Here is a 24192-nt window from a genome sequence, read left to right as displayed (position 1 = left end):
GTTTCAGATTTTCCGTTCGGGAAAGATGAAAATTCCAGCAATGCGATTGCGCCATTGCGGCACCAGCGCTGAAGCCATCACGCTATGCCCCTGATAAGCGTGGATGAAACGGTTATCATGCGCCATGATGCCCAGATGCTTGGCTGCAACGCCTGCCCGCCAGCGAAACACGACAAGGTCGCCGGGCTTTGGCTCGGAACCCCGCCGGATCATGTGGCGGGATGCCGCTTCCAGCATGGGATCGCCGGTCGAAACCTCGGCCCAGTCGGGCGCATAGACGGCGGGCGCTTCCGGCTCGCAGCCGTAAAGCGAGCGCCAGACACCCCGCACCAGACCGAGGCAATCGCAACTGACGCCCCTTCTGGAAGCGCCATGACGATAGGGTGTGCCGATCCACCGCTCCGCCTCGGACAGAACCTCGTCAGCCATCGTCATGGAACAAGCGCGCTCCCGTCATATTCACCGCCGCCATTGACATAGGCATAGGCCGCATCATTGCCCGGAAGATGGGGGAAACCGCGAAAATTGAGATGGTTCGCGAACTTCGCCTTGCAGGTCGCAAAGCTCTTGTCGCACCCGGCAATGATGCGAAAGGCATCGCCTTGCGCGACAGGCAGCACCGGCGGTTCGGCAAGTTGCAAAACCTGTCCGGAATGAACCGTCACACGCACGATCTGACCGGCATTCGCGCCGCCGGTCCAGTTGAGCATTCCGCCTGAAAACCAGCCGGAAGCAAAGCCGTCCAGACCTGTCGCAGTCAGGCTTGGACCATCCGAAGCCTGCACCGTGCTTTCCGCAAAGTAACGCGGATCGTTGACATCGACGCGGCAACGGCTGTCGCCCAAATCTGCGTCGCAATGGCGCAGCACGCGGCGTCCGCGCACCGCGTCGAACGCGGCAGCAGCCCCTTTCAGTTCCATCACGAACCGGCTGCCGGATCGGCTGATCTTACCAGCCGTCCAGCGACGTAAGAGCATATGCTGTGCCGGTGCAGACCAATTCACCAGATAGGCTTCGATGGAGGCGCCATCATAACGCCCCTGCTCGATATCCATATCGCTGATCTTCGCGGATGACAGAACGCCCTCAACCTCGCCGCCTGCCACCGATAGGCCGAGCGCTGTCGAGGCTTCGCTGCTGTTGAGACCAGTCAGAGGTTCGCAGGCAATTCCGCTGACCTGCAATGTGCGATCATGATCGGTAAAGCCCAGAACAATGCCGTCGCTTCGTCTGATAAGCCAGGCAAAGCAATGGCTTGTCACCTCGCCCTGCAAATGTGATTCAAGTTCCGGCGGAACCGGGATCATATCTTCACCTCTATGATCGGGATCGACGGAATTTCGCCCGCCTGAAACGAGGCGATGCTTGCCGTCAGGCGATCCGTGTCAAAACGCACCGGCACATCGAACAGGAATCCGGCGGTGATATTCACACCGGGCGCTGGCACATAATCCGGTGAAAATGTCACCGTTCCAGCGGTGTGATCGACCGTGAAGGCTTCGCCTTCCGGCATGGCCGCGCCATTGGCCGCGACCAGCACGGAACCGACAACGGGATGCGTGATCGGGCGGTCATAGCTCTCATAGTGTTTGACGAGCTGAAAGCCCGCCTTCGCCCCGTCGCCAACCCCAATCCGCTGATCGGTCGCCCTGGGCGGCGCGCTGCCCGCAGCAGACGAAAAATCGAACGGATCGCGAAAGCGGAATACATGAAGCGAGCCGCGCCGCGCTTCAAAAAAGGCCAGCACCTGCCTCAGATCATCCAGCGAGCGCAGACCCGTTCCGGCATCAAAATGCCGACGCGAATGCGCCCATCTTGCATTGCGCTTTTCCATGCCGGAGGTGAGCGTGACGATCTCATTGCGCCATTCCGGCCCGCCCGTCGCCCCGAAGGATACGCCGAGCGGAAAGCGCACATCGTGAAAGGCTTCAATCATGGTCTCGTTTCCTCACGCACGATCCTGAAAACCGGTTCCCACTTTTCGGGATCATGTTCAAAGCCTCCGTGCGCCGCGCCGCACCGCGCCTGCCAGCATCGTGGAAAGCTGCGCTTCCGACTTGCGGAAGGACGAGGCATCCGGCGACGTCATGTTGAATACGACCTGCACCGGCTTGCCGCCGCCGCCCGTCGCAACACCTAAGCGACCATCCGCGCCACGCGCCAGCGGCAGGATGGCTTCGGCACCCGCCTCGCCCGTCAGGCCAAGCGAGCCGTTGCCCATGCCGAAATAGGTCGGGCTTGACACCACCCCGCCCTTGGCAAAGGGCATGATGCCGCGAATGCCGCTGAAAAGCCCACCCATCATTGACGAAGTGAGGCTTTGCAGGGGCTGCATGCCCGCTGAAAGCGCGGTCCCGGCTAGGCTGCCTGCAAGGCCGCGCAGCACGTCCTCCAGCCCCTTGCCGGATGTGATCGCGCCCTTCAAAGCCGAGCTCAGGCTGTTGCCAAAGCTCGACGAGCGCTTTTCGAGATCGGTCAAAGCGCGGTCGAAGGCGCTCGTATCCGCGTCTACGGATACGGTAACGGTTTCATCTGTCATCATTCACCTGTCTGGAAAGGCGCGCATCAGCGTTTCGAATGACTGGCGCGAGGGCGCGTCGAAAACCGGCGCGGCGGGGCCGAGTGCGGCGTTCAGTTCACGCGGCGTCATCGACCAGAATGCCTGTGGGGAAAGCCGCAGCAGACCGAACCCTGCCCGCATCGCCTCATCCCAGGGGAAAGGCGACAGTGGAGATTTCGATTCAACTGCGGTATTCAAGGGTTTGGCGCGGAATCCTTTTCAGGCGATCCGAACGTAACCGTCAGCAGCGATGCGACGATGCGGGCAAAGCCAGCCGCCCCGCCCTCCACGCGCATATCGGCAACGTCGTCCACGCTGACCGTATGGCCGCCGCCGCGAAGCCCGGCGCAGAGAATGCGCTGCATGTCGCGCGCCGACAGCCGCCCCGTTGAAAAGCAAGCCGTCAGGTCAGAAAGATTATCGACCTCGAACGCCGCTTCCAGTTCCGCCAACGCGCCGAGCGTCAGGCAGAGCGTCCAGTCGCGATCATCGAGCCGTGCGGCGACCTCGCCGCGATGGCGGTTGACCATCACAGCGCTTCACCAAAGGTGATGAAGCTCGCGGATTCCAGCGCGATCTCGAACGTCACTTCCGCATCGTGATTGCCACCATATTCCAGCGCCGTTATCTGGAACGGCCCGCTGATCGTGCCGAAATCCGGCAGGACGATCTGCCAGTCGCGGATTTCGCCCTCGAAGAATATCCGGCGGATCAGCGCATCGGACGCGGCATCCTTGAAGATGCCCGAGCCGCTGACGGATGCGCGCTGCACCCCGCTGCCCGCGAGCAATTGCCGCCAGCGACCGGCGGCGTCGGCATCCGTCACATCCACGGTTTCGGCGTTGAACGCGATACGCTTGGTGCGCAAGCCCGCGCAGGTTTCAAACATGCCGTCGTCACGCGCCGTCTTGAGCAAGATGTCCTTGCCTCTCTGTGCTGCCATTCTGACTTCCCTTGTTTTAACTGACCGGTTCGGTCACGGCGCGATAGCGCATGGTGCCGAGATAGCTGCCCTGCCCGTCGGTATTGCGGGCCAGCACTTCGGTCAGCATCAGGTTCACAAGGCGGTGGCCGCTGACCTCCACCGGCTTTTCGTCGAGCGCCGTTGCGATCCTGGCCGCAATGTCCAGCACGCGCTTGCGCCCGCTTTCCCTGGCCCATATCTGGATATTGAGAAAATGCTCGCCACCCTTTTCCGTCGACGTATCCCAGTCACGGCTGGCGGTCTCGCCAAGCGTCACATAGGGAAAAGGCGTTTTGGGCGGAACATGGTCGTAGATACGTTCTCCGCCAATCGATTCAATGAGTTCGCCATCCTTCTTCAGAGCCTCAAACAGTGCCTTCTGCAATGCTGCCGCGCCATTTTTCATGCTTGCCCCCGCCTGCATCCTGAGTTGTGCGAATGCCGGTATCATCCAATCCCGGCGCCTGTTGAACAGCGATGGTTTCCCGGACCGACAACGCTTTCCAGCGCAGCGCCCGGACAAGACCATCGAATGTAAGTTGCATTGAAATATTCATCGTCCCTGTTCGCTCGCGAGACAGACGAGATAGCGTTCGCTTTCATCGGGATCGTGGATGGAACGCAGCGAAAAGACCCGCCCCGCCTTGCGCAGCCGCATGGCGGTGGAGAGATCAGGCCGATACCGCAGCAGGATGCGATGCGTCACTTCCGGGTGCGGGCGTGTGCCGAAATCCTTCTGCGATGTGGAAAGCGGCTCGATCCGTCCCCAGACCATACCGACCTCGGACCAGCTCTCGTCGTAACCGCCCATGCCGTCCGCCACCGGCTGCATCGCCTCCAGCACCAGCTCGGATGTGAGCTGGCCCGGATCGATAAAAAGCACGTTATTCATAGGGACACCCTCTTCCAGCTGTCGATCATCTGGTTGATGACCGGCGGGAAGGAGCGTTGGGCGGCATCCGCATCGACACCGGCACGTGACTCATAAAGATGTGCCACGAGCGTCAGGATCGCATGTTTGAGAGCGTCCGGAACCTCGACGCCGCTTTCTCCGAAACCGGCCAGGAAATCGACTTCAAGGCCGATGAATTGCGCTGCGTCCGGATATTGCGCCATATAAAGGCGCTGCGGCCTGCGGTTGTGATGCAGGACAAATTCTTCCGGTGAAAAGCAGATTGCGGTTCCGTCCACCCTGTATGCCACGACGGACGTCACCGCCTTGACCGGATATTTGAACAAAGCCAGGCGACCCGAGCGCGGCCAGCGATCGACGCGCAGGCGCCAGGTCTGGTCGATCAGCGACAGGCCGGTTTCGGCTTCGATGATTTCGCGGGCGGTCGCGATCAGACGATGCAGAACATCGTCCTCGCTTTCAGTGGAAATTCGTAAAAATGCGCGCACATCGGCTATCGTCACCGGCTCCAGCGCCGGTGGCGTGACAAGAAACATTGTCATGGATCGTCCCCTAAATGATAACTTTCAAATCAGACAGTTAAACACGAACTCCGGGTGCAGATTCACCCGCTTTGAAACTGGAAACTACCTGCCAAAACCGGCAGGATAGGCCGGTAATCCACTGCAAAAACTGACAGCTTCAAGCTGCCAGTTCCGTCAGGCGGAAAATTTCAGCAATTTGATTGCCTCGAAATCCTGCACTCCGCCGCCGACGCGCTTGGTTGTATAGAAGAGCACATAGGGCTTGGCCGAATAAGGATCGCGCAGCACACGCACACCAATGCGATCCACCACCAGATAGCCGCGCCCGAAATCACCGAAGGCGATGGCCGGGCTATCGGCTGCGATGTCCGGCATATGCTCGGCCTCGACCAGACCGAAGCCCATCAGAGAAGCCTTTTCACCAACGGCAGATGGCGGCTGCCAGAGATAATTGCCGTCCTTGTCCTTGAGCTTGCGCAACACGCTCTGCGTCTTGCGGTTCATGACGAAATTGGCATTCTGGCGATAACCGGCCCTCAGACCATAGATGAGCTCGATCAGCTTGTCCGAAGGATCTGCTTCCGGCAGCGCACCGGCAACGCCGGTTGCAATATGACCGATCTTGCCCCATGCCCAAGCATTATCCGCCACGCTCTCATAGTCAAGGAAACCGCGCGGCTTGTTGATGCCATCGCCATTGACGAAGGCAGCGCCCTCCTGTTCCGCGAAGGCTGCTTCGACTTCCTCGGCAATCCACTGTTCGACATTGATTGCCGCGTCGTCGAGAAGCGACGAGGTCGCCGCCGGCATGGCGTAGATTTCCATGGTCGGGAACTGCAATTCGGCCAGTTTTGCCGATGCAGTCTGCGGGCGTGCATCGGTTTCACCAACCCAGCCCGTGGCCGGACCGCTGACCGAGAACGGCTTTTTCAGAACAGCGCCTGAAACCTGCCGCACGCTGGAAATACCGCGGATTGGGGACAGAATGGCAAGCCTGCGTCCGATTTCGGTTTCCAACTCGGCCGGAACCAGATAGCCGCCATCCGGGCCGGAGGCATAGGAATGCGCCTTCTGCTCAAGCCCACGCAGAGTCTGCTCATCGCCACGGCGGACATAGCCGTCAAACGCCTGCTTGTGCTCGATATTGCCAAGCGGTGCGACGCCACCCAGCGGCGGACGCGCCTGCTTGAGCACATACTGGTCGAGCGCCGCCTTCTGCTCGTCAAGCGTACGATTGATGCGATCAACCTTGTCGCGCAAAAGCACATCGGCATCGATACCCTTTTCGACCTTCTTCAGCCGTTCGTCATTGGCCTCGCGGAATGCCGAAAAAGCCGTCATGAACTCATCGAAAGCCTCGGATACATCGCCATCATTATGGCCAAGCGCCTTCGTTTCCACGCTCTTGGTTTCGAGCGGGACGGTCTGGTTTTCTTCCATTTAGGTCCTGTGATTTTCGTTGTTTCAGATCATTCTAGAGCATTTCCCGTTTTGATTGAATCATTGGAAATGCTCTATCTATTTGTTTTTACGCATGTCTTTGTCCCGAAACCGGCTTCCACTTTCGGGAGACATGCTCGAGCAGCCTCACGCATACGTTGCGCGAGGCCTTTATCCTCAGACGACAGGCGAGCGTCCCGCCCCTGTCTCCCGTCGGCAAGGGCTGCAAAGCCCTTGGCTATGACGGTTTTCGCCGCAGTCCGGCTCAGCCCCGCATCCCGCGTGAGCCAGCGTTCGAATTCACGGATCGTCGGCAGTGTCGCCTTGACGCTGCTGACACGCGCCTGCGGCAGCATCGGAAAGGTGACGACCGAGATTTCCCACAGATCGGCTTCGATAATATGGCGCAGGCCGGTTCGCGCATCCTTGCGCGCCTTGACTGTGCGAAAGCCGATGGACAATCCGTCCAGCCCGCCGCCGCGCATCAACTCCAACGCATCGCGCGCCCGCGCAACGCCCTTGGCCAGCCTGCCCTCGACATAGAGCCCCCGCGCATCCTCGCGGATCGCGGTCCACACGCCGATAGGCTCAGCCGCATCATGCTGCCAGAGCATGCGCACGCCCGACACGCCGCCCCTGGCAAGCGAGCGGGCGAAAGCGCCCCGTTCGATCACATCATTACCGAGATCCGGCAGGCCGAAGACGCTTGCATAGCCGGAAAAGCTTCCGTCCAGCTCCACATCCTGGATGGAGAGAGCAGCCTGTTTCGTTTCCAGCCGCATATCATGCATCGCCATTGTGCTCCCTTTCCTCGGGGAGAATTCCGGGGACGGGCGCGTGCTTCAGCCGTTCGGAGAACCGCTTGAAGATGCCGAGTGCCGACCAGGCGGCAAGGCTTGCCGCAGCTGATCCCATCAGCATCAGTTCCGCCCGGCCAAGCAATCCGCCGAGAGCCAGGGTTTCGGAAATCTTGACGCCTGCCGCGCCGCCGAAAACCATGCCGCAGATGATGCCGACCGCGAAACGGATCGCCGCCTCGCGTTTTCCATGCGGCAGCATATAGGCGAGCGACACGGCGGAACCCGCCACCGCGCCCGCCATCTTGGCGAACCATATCCAGGCCGCTTCCGAAGCAAATACTGCATCGTTGAGGTTGGTCATGATGGCCTCCTTCCCGCGTGCGGCTGATAACCGACCGCATCGCGTTTTTCTTCGTCGGTGAGGAACGATGCCTCGGAAATGCGCCGCCACAGCGATTCCCGCTCGGACGACAGGCCTTCTATGCGGTCGATGTCATGATCGAGCCGCAACCCGTCGCCGAAATGCGGGCCGAGCCAGCCACTGAACGCCTTGGCGGCGCGGCCTATCAGCGGCAGCACCGTCAGCCGGTAAAAGGCGCGGTTGGCCTCTGCATAATTGGCAAAAGTATTGTCGCCGGGAATGCCGAGCAGCATCGGCGGCACACCGAATGCCAATGCAATGTCGCGGGCAGCACTATTTTTGGCCTCGATGAAATCCATGTCCTGCGGGCTGTAGCCCATGGCCTTCCAGTCCAGACCGCCTTCCAGAAGCAGTGGACGCCCCGCGCCGGAAGCGCCGGTATAGCCCTCCTCCAGTTCTTCCTTGAGGCGTTCGAACTGTTCTTCCGTCAGATTGCCGCCATCCTTCGGCGCATAGACCAGCGCGCCGGAAGGCCGGGCCGAATTGTCGAGCAAAGCCTTGTTCCAGGCGCCTGCCGCATTGTGAAGATCAAGCGCCATGAGAGCCGCTTCCAGCGGCGGAAACCCGTAATGGTCATCCAGCGGATGAAACAGCTTGAGTTGCAAGGCAGCAGCCCCGTCGCTTCCGAGCGAAAGGCGTCTGCCCGCATTTCCTGAACGATAGACCAGCGCTTGCGGCCAGCCTTCAGTGTCGGTCTCGACGCTAACCCGCTCCGGGCGCAGGAGATGCAGTTCCATGCGGCCGCTCGGCAGGTCAACGCGTTCGACATAGGCGTTGCCGGAAATCAGCAGGTGCCCGTAAAGCCGCTCGAAGAACGTGGCCCCGTCCAGCCCGCACTGAGGGCGGGTAAACAGATCGAGCAGCGGATGCGTTTCATGTTCGGTTGCACCTTCATACAGCAGCCACGGCACGCTGCTCGCGGCTTCCGCAATCATGCGCACGCAGCGATGGGCGACCGGATTGCGCATGAAGCCTTCACGCGCCAGCGATGTATAATCCCGCGCGATCCACGATGCGCCATGATCCATATGCAGCGCGACAAAGCCGTTCGCCATTTTGGTCTGACGTGGAGCGTCAGACTTTATGGCAGATACCGGCGTGTTTCGTCGCCCCGGCCATTTTCGGACCCAGTTCCATGCCATTCTATGGCTTCTCCAATTGTTTAGAGTCGTTCAGCCAAACCGGCGTATACGCGGTTTGCGTTCGGTGCCGAGCATCAGTTCGCCCAGCGCCCAGACAAGCGCGTCGAGCCGGTCCGGCGACCGCCCGCTGGAAAGACCGCCCGGCGCAAAATCGCACATTTCGTCCTCCAGCGCCGGGAACCGTCCGGCATGGCGAATGCGCCCCTGTTCATAAAGTGCGGCCACCGGCTCTGCCCGCAGCCATTTGCCTCTGGACGCATGGCGCTTGAGAACCGGCACGCTCGCATCCTCCGCAGCCAGCACCGCCGCCACCATCTCGCCGCCCTGGTTGACCTCCGCGACAATCGCATCGGCCTGATGCGCATGGAAAAGCGCAATGGCCTTTCGCGCCCATTGATGCGGCTTTGCCGCGTTCATGCTGGCATCCGCCAGCACGTGGCCATTTCCCTCCTCGTCGAGACCGGCAACGACAATACCGCAGGCATCCGACACCTTGCCCGAGGAGGCAGGCGGGTCGATGGCCACGACGATGCGGACCAGTTCAGGCGTTGCGGCCTCGAAACAGCGCTCGATAAGGTCGCGCGACCAAAGGGCACCAGCGCGTTCCTCGATCAGTTCGCCGTCGAGTTCCTGCCGTCCCAGACGCGTCCCGGCATAGCGATGGTTGATCGTCTGCATGAAACCTGCCGCCAGATTGGCCGCGTTTTCGTCCGTCCGCATATGCGTCATCGAAACCGAGGCATCGCCAACCAAGGCTTTCAAAAGCGGAACCGCGCGCGGCGTCGTGGTCACGACCTGCCTTGGAAAGGTTCCCAGACGCAGGCCGAATTGCAGCATATCCCAGGTTTCCTGCGGGTTTTTCCATTTCGCAAGCTCATCGCACCATGCGGCATCGAATTGCGGACCGCGCAGGCTGTCGGGATCTTCGGACGAATAAAGCGACGCCACCGCGCCGTTCTCCCATAAAAGCCTGCGCCGGGTCGCTTCATAGCGGGGGCGCGCCAGCCGCGACACTGCCAGTATGCCGGACGGTCCATCCACCATAACTTCGCGCGCATCGCTGAAGGTTTCACCGACCAGTGCAATATGCCCGTATGCCGCCTTTGCAAAAGGCGGCAGCCCCAGCGCCATGCCGGAAGCCCATTCTGCGCCTGCCCGCGTCTTGCCGGAACCACGTCCACCCATGATGAGCCAGGTGCGCCAGTCACCATAAGGCGGCAATTGCGCATCACGCGCCTGAAAAAGCCACTCCGCCTCTGCTGCTTCCACTTGCTGCGGCGTCAGGCCTGCCGTCCAGAATCTCCCGCGCCCGACTTTCTGCAAGTTCGTTTATCCTCCTGCTTATACGCATCAGCGCCTTGCGCGTTTCGCTCAACGAAGCGACCGCGCGGCCAGCAGGCGGCTGGCTGGGCGCCTTCTCCTCAGCCGTCAACTCGCTGACGGATTTTACCGCACGGGCAAGCGCCATCAGCGCTTCCGACTTGCTCTTGTCCGGCAGGTCTTCGCCTTCAAGCAACCGTTTCAGCTCGGCCTGCAGACGTTCCAGAATGGCGTCGCGTGCCCGCTGATCCGAATCAGATGCTGCAAATGAACAAGCCAGGTTCAGGCGGTTCAAACGGTTGAGATATTGGCTTACCGAAACAGACAGCAAATCCGCAATATCAGCCGGATCAATGCCATGTGCTGTCTGCAACTGATGCGCCAAACGAATGCGCGCTTCTCCGCGCGACATCTTTTCCACAATTTCAGGGTGTGTGTTCACAATTTTCACAACTGCCTTAAACGACATAACCCTGAAAAGCCGCTATAGCTTTTCAGGGTTATGCACACCGGTATCAGCTGGGGGTATATAGCGTAACCAGCGACAGTCACAATTTTTCGACTGTACATAGAACCTAGCAAAGCACCGTTACGCAGTCAAGGATTATTTTCCTATTAATTGACTTTTTTCCTGCAGCCAAAAAGCTGCTTGTGTTTTAACCATTTCACATGAGGTGTGGCTTATTAATCTGCTATTATGGATAGGAAAGTTCCGCCTATCTCCGAAACCAACCATGCCGAAGTCAGTGTTTATGCGTAAAACGGCAGAAAAAGATTCCGGAAGCGAGAAGCGCAAGCCCTTCAGGGTTTCGCGCCTGATCGGACTCGACGCATGGATTGACTCCACTCTCTACAGCCTGCGCTACAATCTCGGTGAATGGTGGGAAAACATCACCATTTTCTCACGCCGTTTTCGCGTACGCGGTTTCCGGCGTTTCGTGGTCGAAGTCCTTGACGAAGGGTTCACGCTCGGCGTCGGCGGTGCCGTTTTGATGCTGGTTCTGGCCCTGCCCGCATTCGAGGAAACGAAAAAGGACTGGCGCGCGCAGGACGATTATGCGGTCACCTTCCTCGACCGCTACGGCAACGAAATCGGCCAGCGCGGCATTCTGCATCGTCAGGCCGTGCCTATCGATGAATTACCGGATCACGTCATCAAGGCTGTGCTCGGCACCGAAGACCGGCGCTTTTTCGACCATTACGGCATCGATCTCTGGGGCCTGACCCGTGCGCTCAGCCAGAACATGCGCGCCAATGGCGTCGTTCAGGGCGGCTCAACCATCACGCAGCAGCTTGCCAAGAACCTTTTCCTGTCCAACGAGCGCACCATCGAGCGTAAGATCAAGGAAGCCTTCCTTGCGCTCTGGCTGGAAAGCAATCTGAGCAAGAAGGAAATCCTGCAGCTTTATCTCGACCGCGCCTATATGGGCGGCGGAACCTTCGGTATCGCAGCCGCTTCCGAGTTCTATTTCGGCAAAAGCGTGAAGGATGTCTCGCTCGCCGAAGCTGCGATGCTGGCAGGTCTGTTCAAGGCGCCTGCCAAGTTCGCGCCGCATGTCAATCTGCCCGCAGCGCGTGCGCGCGCCAATGTCGTGCTTTCCAACATGGTTGAAAGCGGTTTCCTGAGCGAGGGACAGGTTGCCGCCGCGCGCCGTCATCCGGCCAGCGTCATCGACCGCGCCAAGAATGAGAGCCCGGATTACTTCCTCGACTGGGCCTTCGAAGAGGTAAAGAAGGTCGCCGCCAATATTCCGCAGCACACATTGATCGTGCGCACCACGCTCGACCGCAACTTGCAGAAGGCGGCAGAGGAATCGCTCGAATATCATCTGCGCCAGTTCGGCAAGGACTATAATGTTGCAGAAGCGGCGACTGTGGTGCTCGCCAATGACGGGTCCGTCCGCGCACTGGTGGGCGGGCGGGATTATGGCGAAAGCCAGTTCAACCGCGCCACCAAGGCATTGCGGCAGGCCGGTTCTTCCTTCAAGCCCTATGTCTATGCGGCGGCGATGGAAAAAGGTCTGACGCCCAGCACCATCGTCTCGGATGCTCCGATCAGCTGGGGCAACTGGTCGCCGCGCAATTATGGCCGCAGCTTTGCCGGTCGCGTGGACCTGACGACGGCGCTTGTCCGCTCGTTGAACAGCGTGCCGGTCCGGCTGGCGCGCGATTATCTGACCACGGCCCCCATCGTTGCGCTGACCAAGGCGATGGGCGTGGAATCGCCGATCTCGTCGCACAAGACCATGGTGCTCGGCACATCGGAAATGACGGTGATGGATCAGGCCACCGGCTTCAACGTGTTTCCGAATGCAGGCATGGCCGGCAACCGGCACGCGTTTACGCAGATCGTTTCGTCGGAAGGCAAGGTATTGTGGGATTTCGGCCGCGATGCACCGAAGCCGCACAGGGCACTGTCGGAGAAAGCCGCACTCGAAATGAATTCCATGCTGGTGCAGGTGCCCGAACGCGGCACCGGACGCCGCGCAGCATTGCCGATGACGCGGGTGGGCGGCAAGACCGGCACAACGCAAAACTATCGCGATGCATGGTTCGTCGGTTTTACCGGCAATTTCACGGCAGCAGTCTGGTTCGGCAATGATAATTTCACCCCGATGAAAGACCTGACCGGCGGCATCCTGCCAGCCATGGCCTGGCAGCGCATGATGGCCTATGCGCATCAGAACATCGAGCTGAAGCCCATACCGGGCGTGACGCCACCGTTCCCGGCTCCGCCCAAGAAGAGCGAGCCGCAAGTGGCAAATGCCAAGCCGGAAGCAACCGTGGCCGCGCCGCCGCGTGTACTGTCTCCTCTATCGACAAAAGTAATCAAGGAGCTACACGACCGCTTCCTTGCGGCCCCGCCGCTGCCTAAGATCGCCGAACGCACGAAAATATCGGTACTCTGAGGGGCGATGTTCAAAACGATATTCAACACGGCGATTGTGCTTGTGCTGGCGCTGGGCGGCGGCATCTGGAGCGTCGACAAGGTTCTCGACCGCTTTGAGGGTTTCGGTGAACTCCGCGTCGGAGCCTGGAGCGCCTATCCGGCGGCAGGCACGCCCGCTGCCGACCCCTATTCCAAGGCCCGTGCGGCCCGCAAAGCCTATCTGGCGCTCGGAACCGCTGAGGGGCTGCCCTTTTATGCGCGCAGCGACAATAGCGGGCGAACGCTCCGGCGCGGCTGCACTTACCGCCTGAGCGGCATGACGCCGCCTGCCCGCTTCTGGACCGTCTATCCCGCCACGCCTGATCTGGAGCCAATCAAACCGCGCGAGGGATTGCAGGAAGCACTGCATTCCCGCGAGGTGCTCTACGACGATGGCGGCAGCGTCACGATCACCATCGGCCCCGATGCAGCGCCGGGCAACTGGCTCCCTGTAGAAGGGAGTGGCGATTTCGTCCTCGTCATGACTCTTTACGACACGCCTGCCGCATCGTCTTCCGGTCTTTCCGATCTGGTGATGCCGAATATTGAGCGGGTTGCCGGGGCAAATCCGGGGGCATGCCGTGGCTAGAATTTTCCGCCTCGTTCTCCTCGGCATCGTGGGCGCTGCGATTGTTCATATCGCGGTTCTCTTCCTCGTTCCCTTCTACTCAGACCAGAACGCATGGTCGCGGATTGAAGCCGGAAGCGAGCCATACCGTTTCCACAAGCTGGATGAAAAGTCCGGCCCGGTCAGCGACAGTGACCCGCTTGTGCAGCAAGCCACCTGTCGCTTTGATCTTGCCGACGGACCTGTGCACTTCACCACCGGGGCCAATGTGCCTTATTGGTCGCTCTCGATCTATGCGCCCAACGGGGACAATCTCTATAGTTTGAACGACAGCGTTTCCAACGAACGCAAGCTCGATCTGATCCTGGCCGATCCCATCGGCATGGCCAGCCTGCGCTCGGACGGTTCGCGGGCCGATGCGCGTTCGATCCTGATCGAGCAGAATATCGGCGAAGGTGCCGCCGTGCTGCGGGTTTTCGTGCCCGATGCAACATGGAACACGGAAGTGCGGCGTTTTTTCAACGACGCACAATGCGCGCCCTTCGAAGGGCTCTGAAAACCGAAGCCGATGCTGTTTCTTTATGGCACGGTTAATGAGTTGCTAAGGCTTCAACGCTACTATCCGGGATACCGACCCATGCGGGGTGCATTTGCGCATCAACCGGCTGCCGCCGGATGCGTGATCTGCAATTGGGGCGGGTGAGTTGTGTGCCCACCGGAGTATTCTGCGTGACAAATGATCAGTTCCGCGCCCTGGAGGATATTTCAGGCCACCGGAGCCCATCGAATTCAAAAGCGGGGAGAGCCAAGGCGGACGACCTTCTGGCCGCCGCAATTTCGGCGTTCGCGGGTATCACGCGCCCCGGACGACAGGACATGCAGCAGCTCGAAGATCTTGCCATGCCGCTTCTGCAATGCGCTTCCACCCGCGGCAAGCGTCATGCAGCCAATGCGCTGGCACAATTGGAGGACGCGCCGCGTCGTCTCATTCTGGCGCTGGCTGACGAGCCCGTCGAAATCTCCGCACCCATCCTGCTGCGCTCTCCCCTTCTGCGTCCTTCCGACCTCATCGAAATCATCGGCAGGAGCGGTCTTGCCCATGCGCGCGCCATTGCGCGGCGCCAGTCCGGTGACGTTCTTCTGCAAGGTGTTCTGCGCAGTTTCGCCGATCCGGTCATCGACCGCACGCTGGCGCTTCAGGAAAACCTTGCCAATATCGAGGCAGAGCCGCTCGAAAGGCCCGATATTCCTGATCTTTCTGCAGCCAGCACACCGCTGATGAAGGACGGAAGTTCCGAACGGCTGGCGCGTGCGCTGCAGCAGCCTTTCTACGAGGCGGGCGCGACCACCGGCTCGCAGCATCTCATCGACACCGCGCTTCTGATCGACAGCCAGTTTTTCCGCAATGCGCTGGCCGATGCGCTCGACCTGTCCTTTGAACGGTCCGATGCGATCATCGGACAGTGGCCGGACTCGCACCTGCCGATCGCACTCAAGGCGCTCGGATTGTCGCCTGCCGAATGCTATCTCGTCATGACGGCCATTCTGGGTCCTATCGACACCAACCGCGACAACCTTCGGGAGTTCGTCCATATCTATCGCTCCATCGACCGCGAAAAGGCGATGGCGCTCGTACGGCGCTGGAAGGCCGAGGATATGTCGGCCATGCTGCGCGGCAAACTGCGCGAAATGGCCGAAGCCGAGGACGACACCCCGCTCGCGGATGCCGCCAATTCCGATCACCCGTCGCGTCAGACGTCAGTGAAGTAATCCCGCTCTATATTGCCTCGCCGTCCTGCGAGACGGAAAAGAACGCCGATGCGTCGGCAACGTCTTCCAGTTCGACCAGCCAAAGATCGGGATCGAAGCGGGTTTCCCGTGCCATGCGGTCGCTTGCCGTTATCTCATCGGCGTCGTGGAGAATACGCAGGAACATGCGCTCGCCGTCATTATCCTCCTCATAGGAGGTTTGGGGCGCAGGCGAATAGAGGTCGCAGGTGCCGAAGCGCGAACTGACCTTGATGAAGATAGCGCCCGCTTCCGGCGAACCGCGACGGGCGAGATAGGCAAAACCTCCCTCGCCCTGCACCTTGCGGATCAATGCCGAAACCCAGAAGTCGGATGTCAGGCGCATCGGGAACCCATCAGCTTATCAGGCCGATCTCGCGCATCTTGGCGATGAGCGTTGCATCGATTTCGCCCGTCACCGGCATGCTGAACAGTTTCTGGAATTCGCGCACGGCTTCCTGTGTCGTCTTGCCCGGCTGTCCGTTCACCGGCACGGTGTCATTGCCGAATGCCTTCAACCCGGCCTGCACGCGGATAATATCCTGCGAACTCACTTTCGCCGATTGCACGGCGGGCGTTGCCGCCACCTGCTTTTTTTGCGCCGGTTTTTCATAGGATGCGAGGGCTGGCTTCGGCTTTGCATCCGTTTCCGTTTTCAAAGCAGCGGGCTGCGGCCGCGGCGTCGGAACCGCGACCTCGATGGCTTTGGCCACCTCGTCCTGACCGGGGGCAGTGCTTTGCGTATCGGCCTGCAATTGCGCAGGGATATTTGCTTCCTGCACGCCGAGCTTCTGCTGCAGGGCGCGCCAGCGTTCCACCGCTTCTCGGGTCTGCGGCCCGGTAAAACCATCCACCGGCCCCTTGTAAATTCCAAGCGTCGAAAGCCGCTGCTGGAGGCGCGCGATTTCCAGATCGGCATTGGGCGCAAGCGCAGGCAGCATGTCGTCCACCGATGCACTCATCGTCATGCGGTCAGGCGACGCGCTGGCAGCTTCCAGCGACTGCGCCATGTCATTGTTTGCAGAGGCAGTCTCGGTCGGTTTCGGGGCGTTATCCTTCGCCGCCGCCGTCCCCGGCAGGACCGGGCGCGGCGTCGGCTTGAACACGAAATCCGGCCTGGTGCGGAAGAATACGGCGTTGTGCGCCTCCGGCTGATACCAGAGCGCATTGGCCGAAACGAAACTCATCACCACCAGAAACGCAGTTGCCCCGCCGGTCAGGACGGGGTTGCGCACGATGAATTCACCCGCTGCAATCGCCAGCGCGGAAGCCGATGTGAAGAAGAAATGGAGGAGCCGCGAGCCGAGACTACGCCGTTTTACGGGTTTGCGCATTTTTCTGCTCCCGGATTTGGCTGTTGTCTTCGTCGTTCTGCCAGTCATTACGCCTTTCTCCCTGGTGACGGTACATGTCGATCACCGTGCCAAGCTCTGGGCCGAGCTCTGGGCCAAGCTCCTGATTGTCGTCTTCTCCCATGACAAATTGCGGGCCTGCCACCGGAAGGCGGATCGTGACGATCGTGCCTTCGCCGGGGCAACTTTTCAGTTGCATGCTCCCCTGATGCAGTTCCACCAGCCCCTTGACCACTGAAAGCCCGAGGCCGCTTCCCTCCTGTGCGCGCGTATAATTATTGTCGGCGCGCACGAAAGGCGTGCCGATGCGCTGCATATCTTCCGGCTCGATGCCGATGCCCGTATCCGAAACGATGATTTCCAGCATCGGGCGACCGTCAGTCATCACCCGGGTTGCATCGATGGTGACGCAGCCGCCGCTTTGCGTAAACTTCACCGCATTTCCGGCGAGGTTGAGCAGGATTTGCTGGACGGCGCGGCGGTCGGCCACCAATTCGCCGATGCCGTTGCCGACGCGGTGGCAGAAAGCGACGCCTTTCTTTTCCGCCTGCGGCAGCATGACGGCGGTGCACATTTCAGCCGCCTCGCGAAAAGCGAAGTTCTGCGGATCGATGCTGTAATTGCCGGTTTCCAGACGTGAATTGTCGAGAACGGCATTCACGAGTTCCAGCAGATAATGGCCGGACTGGTGAATGAGACCCGCATATTCGCGCTGCTTCTCATTGGCGAGCTTGCCACCCATTTCATGCGACAGCATGTCGGAAAAGCCAATGATGGAATTGAGCGGCGTGCGCAGCTCATGGCTGACGGCTGCAAGCAGACGGCCCTTGCCGATGCGCTCCGATTCCAGCTCCGCTTTCAGCGTTGCAATCTCGTTCAGAAGCTTCTGTTCGCCTTCGAGCGAGCGGCCAATCAACGTGATGGCATGAGCGCTTACGGCACCTTCGAGACGGTAGGTGCGGAAGATCGTATCGCCATTTTCGATGGAGCGCAGACGCGCATCGATCTTGCGCAAGGATGCGCCCGCGCGAAGATCGGCCAGAAGCGAAAGATACTGCACACGGTCGGCCACATGAACGCGGTCGATCAGCGCCGTCCCTTCCAGCATTTTGGGCTGTACGCCCAAAAGCTTTGCCGAATTCGTATCGACCGACGACACCACGCCCTCGGCATCGAGCGTGAACTGCACGTCACCCGCAGCCACGGCCACCTGCGGCGCGCTGATCCTGATCTGCTTGGGGGTGGACGCGCTTGCAAAACCACGCGCAACGAGGCTTGCCGCGTAAAACACCAGAACAGCGACGGAAACATAGCTGCCGCCGGAAATGGCGCCGCCGCTTGCCGTCGCAAAGTAGCCGAGAATCATGGCTGCAAATGCTGCACTTGCGGCGGCTGCAACCGGTTTGCGGGTCGCGAACCAGACTTCAAGCGGCAGACCGGCCGCCATCAGCCACAGAACTGCATTGCCATGCGAAAAAGCGCCGATGACCGCAAGACCCGCGCCATAGGCAGTGAAGTTCAGGCCAGCCAGTAAAGGCACTGCGACGCCCATAAGCGACAGCGCACACAGGATCATGGCGACGCCTGCAAAGCTTGCTGCCAGGATCGCAAATTCCGTAAAGCCCGGCGTTACGCCGGAGCCAAGCACCGCAGCGCAAAGCAGGACCGGCACGGTGAGAACCGAACCGATGACACGTATGGAGGCCGTATCGGGATTGGATACCCAGCGGCGGCAGAAACGTTCGTAAAAACGGCTGATCGCCTGCACATTCATGCGGACGGTTTCGGCTGTTTTCAAAAGAATGGCGTTCAACGTGCCGTACTCACTCAATACTCTTGCATAATCAAAACCGGAAAACTGTTCGCCGTGACGACACTCTTCCAGCCAGCAACAGATTGCAGCCGAGGCTTTAAAGAAACGATAAAACGGGACCGTCCAAAGCGGATAAGTGACACGCCGGGTCTGCTTTTCTGTCTATGGTAAACAGAGTGTAGCAATCGGCGAGACCATATTTCTGCCCGCGTGCAATTTTAACGTTTAAACTGGACGGTTACGGAATCTTTTCCAATTCGTCGGACATTGACGCCAATACACCGCAACAAAAGCAGGGCGATGATCCGTTTTCTCCTCAAATCCGTATTCTGGCTGTCGTTGGCGTTCATCGTGATGCCGCGCATCTTCCCTGCGGATGAGCAAAGCAAGCCGCAGGAGAAGCCAGCCATTGCCGAGACGAAGCGGGAGCCGGATTCAATCGACCAGCTTCTCGCCAATGGCAAAACCGCCGTGGAACTGGGCAAGCTGTGCATCGACAACCCTTCCTTCTGCCAGAACGGAACCTCGCTTGTTTCCAGCGCCGGAAGCGGGCTTCTGGAGGGAAGCCGCGCCGCGCTCGAATATCTGAGCGACCGTTTCGGCACCAAGCCGCAACCGCCTGCAAAAGTGGAACCGGCAGCTGCCGAACCTGCGCAGACCGGAACTGGCATTCCCATCCCGACATCGCGGAAAGAAGCCCTACGCGCACTCGACCGCCGCCCGACTGGTTCCATTTCGCGCTAGTTTTCCGTGACCTCGCGGCGTTTCGTGACTATATAAGCGGCAGGAAACTTCTTTCAGGCGAGTACCATGACCACGACCATCGATAGCATCATGTCCGATTTCGAATTTCTCGACGATTGGGAAGACCGCTATCGCTATGTCATCGACCTCGGCAAGGAACTGCCGCCCTATCCCGACGATGCCCGCGATGCGGCGCACAAGGTTCAGGGCTGCGTGAGCCAGGTCTGGCTCAAGACGCTGCCGCAAGGCGGCAACGATCCTGTCATTGAATTTCTGGGCGATTCCGATGCGCATATCGTGCGCGGTCTGGTGGCCATCGTGCTGGCGCTTTATTCGGGCCACAAGGCTTCGGACATTCTCGCCGTGGACCCGGAAGCCATTCTGAAAAAGCTCGGCCTCGATGAACATCTGACGCCGCAGCGCTCCAATGGCCTGCGCGCCATGGTGGCGCGCATCCGTCGTGAAGCAGAGCTGGCGAAAGAATCAGCCTAAGAGCCCGTTCCAAAAGTCGCCCTGTGCGGCTGCAAATGGCAATTTACCTGCGTTCCGGTGCTCATGTACCTAAAAGTACATTGCGCTCCGGTACTCGAAAATTACCATTTTCGCACTCACATGCCGCTTTTTGATTCAGGCTCTAAAAGTTTCTCGACCGACAGGGCTGCGGCCAGCAGCCTTTTGTCCGTGCCACCGCGTGCGCTGAGCATGAAACCGGTCGGCAGCGTCATGCCCGGCATGGGCACGGTGATGCTGCACAGGTCGAACTGGTTTCCAACCTGCGTATCACGCAAGAGCAGCCCTTCCACACGGTCATATTCAGCCTCGTCATGGCTGACCGAGGCAATCGTCGGTGCAACAATCGGCGTGGTCGGCGTTACGAACATATCAAAATCGCTCAAACGCTCATCCATTTCGCGCACAAGCATTGCCCGCGTTTCCATGATCGCCCGATAGGTTTCCATCGGAACCTTGACGCGGACGGAAAGCGGATGTTTCACGCGGATATCGACATTCGCATCAGGATCGCCAAGCCATGTCGAGGCATGGATATGGCTTGCCTCGATCCCGGCGATGGAACCGACGCGGGTTGCCTCGCGCAGGCGCTGGATCAGATCGTCGACTTCCAGATCGGCAATGATCGCGCCTGCCTTTTCAAGAAGCGCGACGGTGGCCGCGAAGTGTTTTGCTACATCCGGCTCCATATCGGCCAATAGATAGCCTTTCGGCAGCGCGACGCGCAGACCCTTGAGCGGCAGGGCATCGGGCAGCACCGGCGTTTCGCCTGCCATAATCGCATCGGTTAAAATGGCATCGGCCACCGTTCCGGTCAGCGGGCCGATGGAATCGAGCGACGGCGCCAGCGGAAAAGCACCGTCGAGCGGAATGCGCCGGGCCGTCGGCTTGAAGCCGACAATACCGTTCAACGCTGCCGGAATGCGCACCGATCCGCCTGTATCCGAACCGATGGCAATTTCGCTGGTACCTTCTGCGACCGAGACTGCGGCGCCCGACGACGACCCGCCCGGAACACGTGCGGGATCGATGGCATTGCCCGGCTCGCCGTAATGCGGATTGAGACCGACCGGCGTGAAGGCAAATTCGGTCATGTGGGTTTTGCCGACGATGACGGCGCCCGTATCGCGCAGACGCCGGACAATCGCGGCATCCTGCGTTGCCGGAGTTGCATCGCGGCGAATAACCGAACCGGCCAGCGTCGGTTCTCCGGCAATATCGAAGAGATCCTTGATCGAAACAATACGCCCGTCGAGCGGCCCGAGCGCGCGTCCGTCGCGAAGGCGTGCATCGGCGGCATCCGCCTCGGCTCGCGCCTGTTGCGCATAGACCTTGCTGAAAACGTGCTCGCTCCCGGCCCGCGCTTCCAGCTGCAACAGAGAGCTTTCCAGCCGATCCCGTACCGAATTCATGTGATATCTCCCCACTTCCCCAACGGGTACAAAGTCCCTTTGAGAAAGAGGCGATAGCCCCGCCCCCGAAAGGTGTCAATGAGGGTGTCACCTCATATATTCTGTGGCCGCATATGCGGCCGATAGTCGTTGGTTCCCCAGTGCAGGATTGTGTCCGCATTCCGGGCCTTTTCGACATGAGGATTATAGTGCCTGTGCAGCGCCGCAAGACCGGCCTTGAGCAGCATCTTGGCCGAACGTGCGGGCCATTGCCGCTCACGTTCCACGGTTTCGAGACCCTTCAGGAAGCAGCAGACATCGACAAGAACGCCGTTCAGTTCCGGTCCGACCGCCTCCAATGCCCGCTCGACGCGAATGCGGCTGGCAAGCGCAATATCGGTCAGTTCCGCCATGCCGCCCGGTCCGCTGCGCCTAGCCCTGACGCTGGTGTCCCAGCGCATCGTGACGGATGGCATCAGCGATCCGCGCGTGAAGTCGGTGCGCAGCCTTTCACCGGCAAGAAACTCGCTTTCCGAAATGAAGGAAGCACCATTCAGATTCTTGCGCCTGTAGAGCATGGCCAGCGGCGATTCCTCCGGATTGATCTCGGCCCTTTCGCCCTGTTCATATTCAATGGACTGCAGGTTTTTTGCCGAGCGAGGTAATGGTTTGCCGTCATCTTTCGAACGCCGCTTAGCGGGCTGCGATGGAACAAGCCGCTCTTCATTCCAATGCAGCAATCCCTTTGTCTGCATCGCCTCCAGTTCAGCACGGGAAGCGGCAATAGTCCCCTGATCCGTTGCAAGCAGCACATGCGAAGCGCGAACGGAATCCTGAACCTCACAGCCATCATGTTTCAAAAAGCGCAGGATTCTCGCTTCGGATACCGACAGTTGCGTGGTCATGCCGCCATCCTCCAGCCCGTGAAGGCGCTTTGCGCAATTCGTTCAAATGTTGAGACAATTGCATCGAATTCCGTATCGTCACGCATATCTTCCACCAGATGACAAGCGTGCATCACCGTGGTTCGATCCCGCCCAAATCCGGCCGCTACCTCACTCATCACCATGCCGAAAGCCGTATGTGCGACGTACATACCGATCTGCCGGACACGGGCAACCTCGCGGCGGCACCGCAACGGAGACCGCAGCTCTGTGCCGGAAACTCCAAACATTGCCACAAGCAAATCGATGAGAGCATCGCACAGCGCTACATTCTGCTGCTGCCGCGACCGGTCAGCGGTCCCTTCCACCCTTTCAAGGCTAAGGCTTCGCCCGTGCCGTGCAGCAATCAGCTTCAATGCTTCGAAAGCTTCCGCCCGCGTATGAATGACATCCGATAGTTCCAAAGACATTCATCTTCCCTCACCAGAATAGGAATATCTTCTTATACGGAGGAAATTGCAAGTGTGGATAAGTTTCGTAAAAAGAACTGTCGTCTTTGGTTATTTTCGCAAGTTCTAAGATGAGCTAAGGCCTTGTCAACGCAACATTAATGCGCCTCAATCCTGCATGGTCAGCGGTTATCTTACAGGAAAAACCGGCAAATTCTAGGAATATTATCCAACACTATCTGACATGGCGCATGCTTATTCGCATCTGAGAATGAGGAAAATGGCCATGGAAGCGGAACTCAAACATGCCCGCACACTATTTTTTGCCCGGCAAAAACAGAATCAATTGACGGCGATGCAGCAGGTTGCCTTGCAGATCATTGCGGGTATCGATCTGGATGAAGTTCTCAAAGCCTCACAGGAAGAGAAGGAACGAACCAAACGACGTCTCACACGTCTCATGGAAAGGGAGCGACTGAAGGGAGCGTGCGGCCATTGGAGTTACGACCTGAACCGGCATATTGCATTGAAGCAGGCATTCGACCGGATCGGATGAAAAGATCATCAACTTCCGGAAGAGCTCAAACCCAAAACAAAATGGCCGTTATCGACAAGCACAAGCTCGACGATAACGGCCATTTCTATAAAGTTCACAGAACAGATGCGACAAAGCGCGTCCTGTCCGGGAGTCAGGTCTATTAAGCTTCCTTAGGCTTGCGGCCCAGGCCCATCTTCTTCGCCAGACGCGAACGAGCAGCAGCGTAGTTCGGAGCGACCATCGGATAGTTCGGGTCGAGATCCCACTTTTCACGGTACTGTTCAGGCGTCATGTTGTAATGCGTCATCAGGTGACGCTTCAGTGACTTGAACTTCTTGCCGTCTTCAAGGCAGATGATGTAGTCGTCGTGAATCGACTTCTTCGGATTGACTGCGGGCTTCGGCTTCTCAACAACGACAGGCGCTTCTTCACGTTCGACGTGACGCTTGAAAGCAGCATGTACTTCAGCGATCAGTAACGGCAGTTCGCCTGCACGAATCGAATTATTGCCGACATAAGCAGCGACAACATCTGCAGTAAGGCTCAGAAGCAGTTCTGCGCTTTCGTCGTGCGTGTCCAGATTTTCCATCAGATTTCCTTTTACTTCTTATTGTTGCGTAATCGACGACTGGAGATCCCCGCCTGCCATCGTCGTTACGTATTCCAAAACTCTGCCCCCATCCGTTCGCGATTGCGAATACCAGTTGACAATGTCATTTGCAATAGAATTGTCAAACCACATTACATTAATAACAAGTCTTTCTTCTTGAATCGGCAAATAGAAAAACTCGAACTCAACCTTGCTACGATAGGGAAACTTTGAATCGCAACGTGTTCACGTCGCCGCCCCTGTCATTTATTGAAGGATATGGATGAAGCCACAGTTCACTGCACGGCTTCCTTTAATTTGCCCGGACAACGTTAGCAATAGTTTTCTCCCTCAAGTTTTCTTGTACGAAGTTCAAGACTAACATGCTTCCGTTACGTAGCTTTTGACGGCAGAATCGGGCCTCAAAAAGGCATTGTTCAAATATATTTCAACGGAATCAACTCGCTTTCGCCTTCTCCGCCAACTATATAAACACCAGTATCACCCGCCCGAAGGCACGGCTTACCGGCCTTGCAGCAAATCGAAACAGTTT

General features: G+C 59.1%; 31 protein-coding genes. 7 read left to right on the top strand and 24 right to left on the bottom strand.

Annotated elements, in window-relative coordinates:
- Positions 1-3 precede the first annotated feature (3 nt).
- From JNC70_RS17445 to JNC70_RS17365, 17 genes are all read right to left on the bottom strand, one after another.
- Entirely contained in the window at positions 4-435 is a 432-nt protein-coding gene (locus JNC70_RS17445; RefSeq protein WP_104755449.1) for an NlpC/P60 family protein, read from the bottom strand.
- Positions 432-1307 carry a phage/gene transfer agent baseplate hub protein gene (locus JNC70_RS17440; protein ID WP_104755448.1) on the bottom strand — a complete coding sequence of 292 codons (876 nt, stop codon included), beginning with the start codon at positions 1305-1307 and terminating at the stop codon, positions 432-434. The genes JNC70_RS17445 and JNC70_RS17440 overlap by 4 nt, the downstream gene beginning before the upstream one ends.
- Entirely contained in the window at positions 1304-1936 is a 633-nt protein-coding gene (locus JNC70_RS17435; protein WP_374788755.1) for a phage distal tail protein, Rcc01695 family, read from the bottom strand. The genes JNC70_RS17440 and JNC70_RS17435 overlap by 4 nt, the downstream gene beginning before the upstream one ends.
- Positions 1937-1993: 57 nt before the next feature.
- Positions 1994-2539 (bottom strand): phage tail tape measure protein, encoded by a 546-nt coding sequence (locus JNC70_RS17430; protein ID WP_374788765.1) that lies wholly within the window; start codon positions 2537-2539, stop codon positions 1994-1996.
- Positions 2540-2542: 3 nt separating this feature from the next.
- Positions 2543-2728: a rcc01693 family protein gene (locus JNC70_RS17425; protein WP_374788764.1), complete on the bottom strand. Its 186-nt coding sequence runs from the start codon at positions 2726-2728 to the stop codon at positions 2543-2545.
- 26 nt (positions 2729-2754) lie between these two features.
- Positions 2755-3090 (bottom strand): gene transfer agent family protein, encoded by a 336-nt coding sequence (locus JNC70_RS17420; protein WP_374788763.1) that lies wholly within the window; start codon positions 3088-3090, stop codon positions 2755-2757.
- Positions 3090-3503, bottom strand: coding sequence for a phage major tail protein, TP901-1 family (locus JNC70_RS17415; protein ID WP_374788754.1), 414 nt, complete (start codon positions 3501-3503; stop codon positions 3090-3092). Before JNC70_RS17415 ends, JNC70_RS17420 begins: the two co-directional genes overlap by 1 nt.
- Before the next feature lie 16 nt (positions 3504-3519).
- Complete coding sequence (locus tag JNC70_RS17410) at positions 3520-3930, bottom strand: DUF3168 domain-containing protein (protein ID WP_104755444.1); 411 nt, start codon at positions 3928-3930, stop codon at positions 3520-3522.
- Positions 3890-4069, bottom strand: coding sequence for a hypothetical protein (locus tag JNC70_RS17405; protein ID WP_249126968.1), 180 nt, complete (start codon positions 4067-4069; stop codon positions 3890-3892). The genes JNC70_RS17410 and JNC70_RS17405 overlap by 41 nt, the downstream gene beginning before the upstream one ends.
- An 8-nt stretch (positions 4070-4077) precedes the next feature.
- Positions 4078-4416: a phage head closure protein gene (locus JNC70_RS17400; protein ID WP_104755442.1), complete on the bottom strand. Its 339-nt coding sequence runs from the start codon at positions 4414-4416 to the stop codon at positions 4078-4080.
- Complete coding sequence (locus tag JNC70_RS17395) at positions 4413-4979, bottom strand: head-tail connector protein (protein ID WP_104755441.1); 567 nt, start codon at positions 4977-4979, stop codon at positions 4413-4415. The genes JNC70_RS17400 and JNC70_RS17395 overlap by 4 nt, the downstream gene beginning before the upstream one ends.
- 156 nt (positions 4980-5135) lie before the next feature.
- Positions 5136-6401: a phage major capsid protein gene (locus JNC70_RS17390; RefSeq protein ID WP_374788753.1), complete on the bottom strand. Its 1266-nt coding sequence runs from the start codon at positions 6399-6401 to the stop codon at positions 5136-5138.
- A 74-nt stretch (positions 6402-6475) separates the two neighbouring features.
- Positions 6476-7198 carry an HK97 family phage prohead protease gene (locus JNC70_RS17385; protein WP_374788752.1) on the bottom strand — a complete coding sequence of 241 codons (723 nt, stop codon included), beginning with the start codon at positions 7196-7198 and terminating at the stop codon, positions 6476-6478.
- A complete protein-coding gene (locus JNC70_RS17380; protein ID WP_104755438.1) occupies positions 7185-7562 on the bottom strand; it encodes a DUF6107 family protein in 378 nt (125 codons plus the stop codon). The genes JNC70_RS17385 and JNC70_RS17380 overlap by 14 nt, the downstream gene beginning before the upstream one ends.
- Entirely contained in the window at positions 7559-8764 is a 1206-nt protein-coding gene (locus JNC70_RS17375; RefSeq protein WP_374788751.1) for a phage portal protein, read from the bottom strand. The genes JNC70_RS17380 and JNC70_RS17375 overlap by 4 nt, the downstream gene beginning before the upstream one ends.
- 30 nt (positions 8765-8794) lie before the next feature.
- On the bottom strand, positions 8795-10087 hold the full coding sequence (locus tag JNC70_RS17370) for a DNA-packaging protein (RefSeq protein ID WP_374788750.1): 1293 nt from the start codon (positions 10085-10087) through the stop codon (positions 8795-8797).
- Positions 9993-10526: a hypothetical protein gene (locus JNC70_RS17365; protein WP_245414746.1), complete on the bottom strand. Its 534-nt coding sequence runs from the start codon at positions 10524-10526 to the stop codon at positions 9993-9995. Before JNC70_RS17365 ends, JNC70_RS17370 begins: the two co-directional genes overlap by 95 nt.
- Positions 10527-10818: 292 nt before the next feature.
- Here JNC70_RS17365 and JNC70_RS17360 point away from each other — a divergent pair, with 292 nt between their 5' ends.
- The 4 genes from JNC70_RS17360 to JNC70_RS17345 all read left to right on the top strand — a co-directional run bounded on the left by JNC70_RS17360 (position 10819) and on the right by JNC70_RS17345 (position 15351).
- The gene (locus JNC70_RS17360; protein WP_374788749.1) at positions 10819-12993 is read left to right on the top strand and encodes a penicillin-binding protein 1A; all 2175 of its coding nucleotides are present in this window, start codon (positions 10819-10821) and stop codon (positions 12991-12993) included.
- Between the two features lie 6 nt (positions 12994-12999).
- A complete protein-coding gene (locus tag JNC70_RS17355) occupies positions 13000-13602 on the top strand; it encodes a DUF1214 domain-containing protein (RefSeq protein ID WP_104755434.1) in 603 nt (200 codons plus the stop codon).
- Complete coding sequence (locus JNC70_RS17350) at positions 13595-14137, top strand: DUF1254 domain-containing protein (protein WP_104755433.1); 543 nt, start codon at positions 13595-13597, stop codon at positions 14135-14137. The genes JNC70_RS17355 and JNC70_RS17350 overlap by 8 nt, the downstream gene beginning before the upstream one ends.
- A 173-nt stretch (positions 14138-14310) precedes the next feature.
- The gene (locus JNC70_RS17345; protein WP_374788748.1) at positions 14311-15351 is read left to right on the top strand and encodes a DUF2336 domain-containing protein; all 1041 of its coding nucleotides are present in this window, start codon (positions 14311-14313) and stop codon (positions 15349-15351) included.
- Positions 15352-15358: 7 nt separating this feature from the next.
- Here JNC70_RS17345 and JNC70_RS17340 read toward each other — a convergent pair whose 3' ends face one another.
- From JNC70_RS17340 to JNC70_RS17330, 3 genes are read right to left on the bottom strand one after another with little or no spacing between them, the layout of a single operon-like run.
- Entirely contained in the window at positions 15359-15715 is a 357-nt protein-coding gene (locus JNC70_RS17340) for a DUF1491 family protein (RefSeq protein ID WP_211693687.1), read from the bottom strand.
- A 10-nt stretch (positions 15716-15725) separates the two neighbouring features.
- Positions 15726-16703 (bottom strand): peptidoglycan-binding protein, encoded by a 978-nt coding sequence (locus tag JNC70_RS17335; RefSeq protein WP_374788747.1) that lies wholly within the window; start codon positions 16701-16703, stop codon positions 15726-15728.
- A complete protein-coding gene (locus tag JNC70_RS17330) occupies positions 16678-18534 on the bottom strand; it encodes an ATP-binding protein (RefSeq protein ID WP_374788746.1) in 1857 nt (618 codons plus the stop codon). The genes JNC70_RS17335 and JNC70_RS17330 overlap by 26 nt, the downstream gene beginning before the upstream one ends.
- Before the next feature lie 300 nt (positions 18535-18834).
- On the opposite strand from JNC70_RS17330, the gene JNC70_RS17325 reads away from it, so the two are divergent.
- Entirely contained in the window at positions 18835-19278 is a 444-nt protein-coding gene (locus tag JNC70_RS17325; RefSeq protein ID WP_211693684.1) for a hypothetical protein, read from the top strand.
- Positions 19279-19344: 66 nt separating this feature from the next.
- Complete coding sequence (locus JNC70_RS17320) at positions 19345-19770, top strand: SufE family protein (protein WP_374788745.1); 426 nt, start codon at positions 19345-19347, stop codon at positions 19768-19770.
- Positions 19771-19886: 116 nt separating this feature from the next.
- Here the strand turns inward: JNC70_RS17320 and JNC70_RS17315 are convergent, their stop codons facing one another.
- The 3 genes from JNC70_RS17315 to JNC70_RS17305 all read right to left on the bottom strand — a co-directional run bounded on the left by JNC70_RS17315 (position 19887) and on the right by JNC70_RS17305 (position 22527).
- Positions 19887-21200, bottom strand: a complete 1314-nt coding sequence (locus JNC70_RS17315) for an amidase (RefSeq protein ID WP_374788744.1) — start codon at positions 21198-21200, stop codon at positions 19887-19889.
- A 92-nt stretch (positions 21201-21292) separates the two neighbouring features.
- Positions 21293-22084: a DUF6456 domain-containing protein gene (locus JNC70_RS17310; RefSeq protein ID WP_374788743.1), complete on the bottom strand. Its 792-nt coding sequence runs from the start codon at positions 22082-22084 to the stop codon at positions 21293-21295.
- Positions 22081-22527 carry a helix-turn-helix domain-containing protein gene (locus tag JNC70_RS17305; RefSeq protein WP_104755473.1) on the bottom strand — a complete coding sequence of 149 codons (447 nt, stop codon included), beginning with the start codon at positions 22525-22527 and terminating at the stop codon, positions 22081-22083. Before JNC70_RS17305 ends, JNC70_RS17310 begins: the two co-directional genes overlap by 4 nt.
- Positions 22528-22798: 271 nt before the next feature.
- Here JNC70_RS17305 and JNC70_RS17300 point away from each other — a divergent pair, with 271 nt between their 5' ends.
- Positions 22799-23068 carry a cytoplasmic protein gene (locus JNC70_RS17300; protein ID WP_104755424.1) on the top strand — a complete coding sequence of 90 codons (270 nt, stop codon included), beginning with the start codon at positions 22799-22801 and terminating at the stop codon, positions 23066-23068.
- 142 nt (positions 23069-23210) lie between these two features.
- On the opposite strand, the gene JNC70_RS17295 is transcribed toward JNC70_RS17300, so the two are convergent.
- Positions 23211-23639: a Ros/MucR family transcriptional regulator gene (locus JNC70_RS17295; RefSeq protein WP_104755423.1), complete on the bottom strand. Its 429-nt coding sequence runs from the start codon at positions 23637-23639 to the stop codon at positions 23211-23213.
- Between the last annotated feature and the right edge of the window lie 553 nt (positions 23640-24192).

Source organism: Brucella oryzae (assembly GCF_041929965.1).
GTDB classification, from domain to species: Bacteria; Pseudomonadota; Alphaproteobacteria; order Rhizobiales; family Rhizobiaceae; genus Brucella; species Brucella oryzae.
The sequence above is the reverse complement of the archived record's forward strand: the minus strand, read 5'-3'. Positions and strand labels throughout refer to the sequence as shown.

Coding starts and splice junctions, on each gene's coding strand:
- JNC70_RS17415 (WP_374788754.1), bottom strand. CDS start 3,503: ATGGCAGCACAGAGAGGCAAGGACATCTTGCTCAAGACGGCGCGTGAC.
- JNC70_RS17420 (WP_374788763.1), bottom strand. CDS start 3,090: ATGGTCAACCGCCATCGCGGCGAGGTCGCCGCACGGCTCGATGATCGC.
- JNC70_RS17395 (WP_104755441.1), bottom strand. CDS start 4,979: ATGACAATGTTTCTTGTCACGCCACCGGCGCTGGAGCCGGTGACGATA.
- JNC70_RS17355 (WP_104755434.1), top strand. CDS start 13,000: ATGTTCAAAACGATATTCAACACGGCGATTGTGCTTGTGCTGGCGCTG.
- JNC70_RS17295 (WP_104755423.1), bottom strand. CDS start 23,639: ATGGAAAATCTGGACACGCACGACGAAAGCGCAGAACTGCTTCTGAGC.
- JNC70_RS17310 (WP_374788743.1), bottom strand. CDS start 22,084: ATGACCACGCAACTGTCGGTATCCGAAGCGAGAATCCTGCGCTTTTTG.
- JNC70_RS17325 (WP_211693684.1), top strand. CDS start 18,835: ATGATCCGTTTTCTCCTCAAATCCGTATTCTGGCTGTCGTTGGCGTTC.
- JNC70_RS17400 (WP_104755442.1), bottom strand. CDS start 4,416: ATGAATAACGTGCTTTTTATCGATCCGGGCCAGCTCACATCCGAGCTG.
- JNC70_RS17360 (WP_374788749.1), top strand. CDS start 10,819: ATGCCGAAGTCAGTGTTTATGCGTAAAACGGCAGAAAAAGATTCCGGA.
- JNC70_RS17410 (WP_104755444.1), bottom strand. CDS start 3,930: ATGAAAAATGGCGCGGCAGCATTGCAGAAGGCACTGTTTGAGGCTCTG.
- JNC70_RS17320 (WP_374788745.1), top strand. CDS start 19,345: ATGACCACGACCATCGATAGCATCATGTCCGATTTCGAATTTCTCGAC.
- JNC70_RS17380 (WP_104755438.1), bottom strand. CDS start 7,562: ATGACCAACCTCAACGATGCAGTATTTGCTTCGGAAGCGGCCTGGATA.
- JNC70_RS17440 (WP_104755448.1), bottom strand. CDS start 1,307: ATGATCCCGGTTCCGCCGGAACTTGAATCACATTTGCAGGGCGAGGTG.
- JNC70_RS17390 (WP_374788753.1), bottom strand. CDS start 6,401: ATGGAAGAAAACCAGACCGTCCCGCTCGAAACCAAGAGCGTGGAAACG.
- JNC70_RS17405 (WP_249126968.1), bottom strand. CDS start 4,069: ATGCAACTTACATTCGATGGTCTTGTCCGGGCGCTGCGCTGGAAAGCG.
- JNC70_RS17445 (WP_104755449.1), bottom strand. CDS start 435: ATGACGATGGCTGACGAGGTTCTGTCCGAGGCGGAGCGGTGGATCGGC.
- JNC70_RS17335 (WP_374788747.1), bottom strand. CDS start 16,703: ATGCGCAAACCCGTAAAACGGCGTAGTCTCGGCTCGCGGCTCCTCCAT.
- JNC70_RS17435 (WP_374788755.1), bottom strand. CDS start 1,936: ATGATTGAAGCCTTTCACGATGTGCGCTTTCCGCTCGGCGTATCCTTC.
- JNC70_RS17385 (WP_374788752.1), bottom strand. CDS start 7,198: ATGGCGATGCATGATATGCGGCTGGAAACGAAACAGGCTGCTCTCTCC.
- JNC70_RS17430 (WP_374788765.1), bottom strand. CDS start 2,539: ATGACAGATGAAACCGTTACCGTATCCGTAGACGCGGATACGAGCGCC.
- JNC70_RS17315 (WP_374788744.1), bottom strand. CDS start 21,200: ATGAATTCGGTACGGGATCGGCTGGAAAGCTCTCTGTTGCAGCTGGAA.
- JNC70_RS17375 (WP_374788751.1), bottom strand. CDS start 8,764: ATGGCATGGAACTGGGTCCGAAAATGGCCGGGGCGACGAAACACGCCG.
- JNC70_RS17340 (WP_211693687.1), bottom strand. CDS start 15,715: ATGCGCCTGACATCCGACTTCTGGGTTTCGGCATTGATCCGCAAGGTG.
- JNC70_RS17300 (WP_104755424.1), top strand. CDS start 22,799: ATGGAAGCGGAACTCAAACATGCCCGCACACTATTTTTTGCCCGGCAA.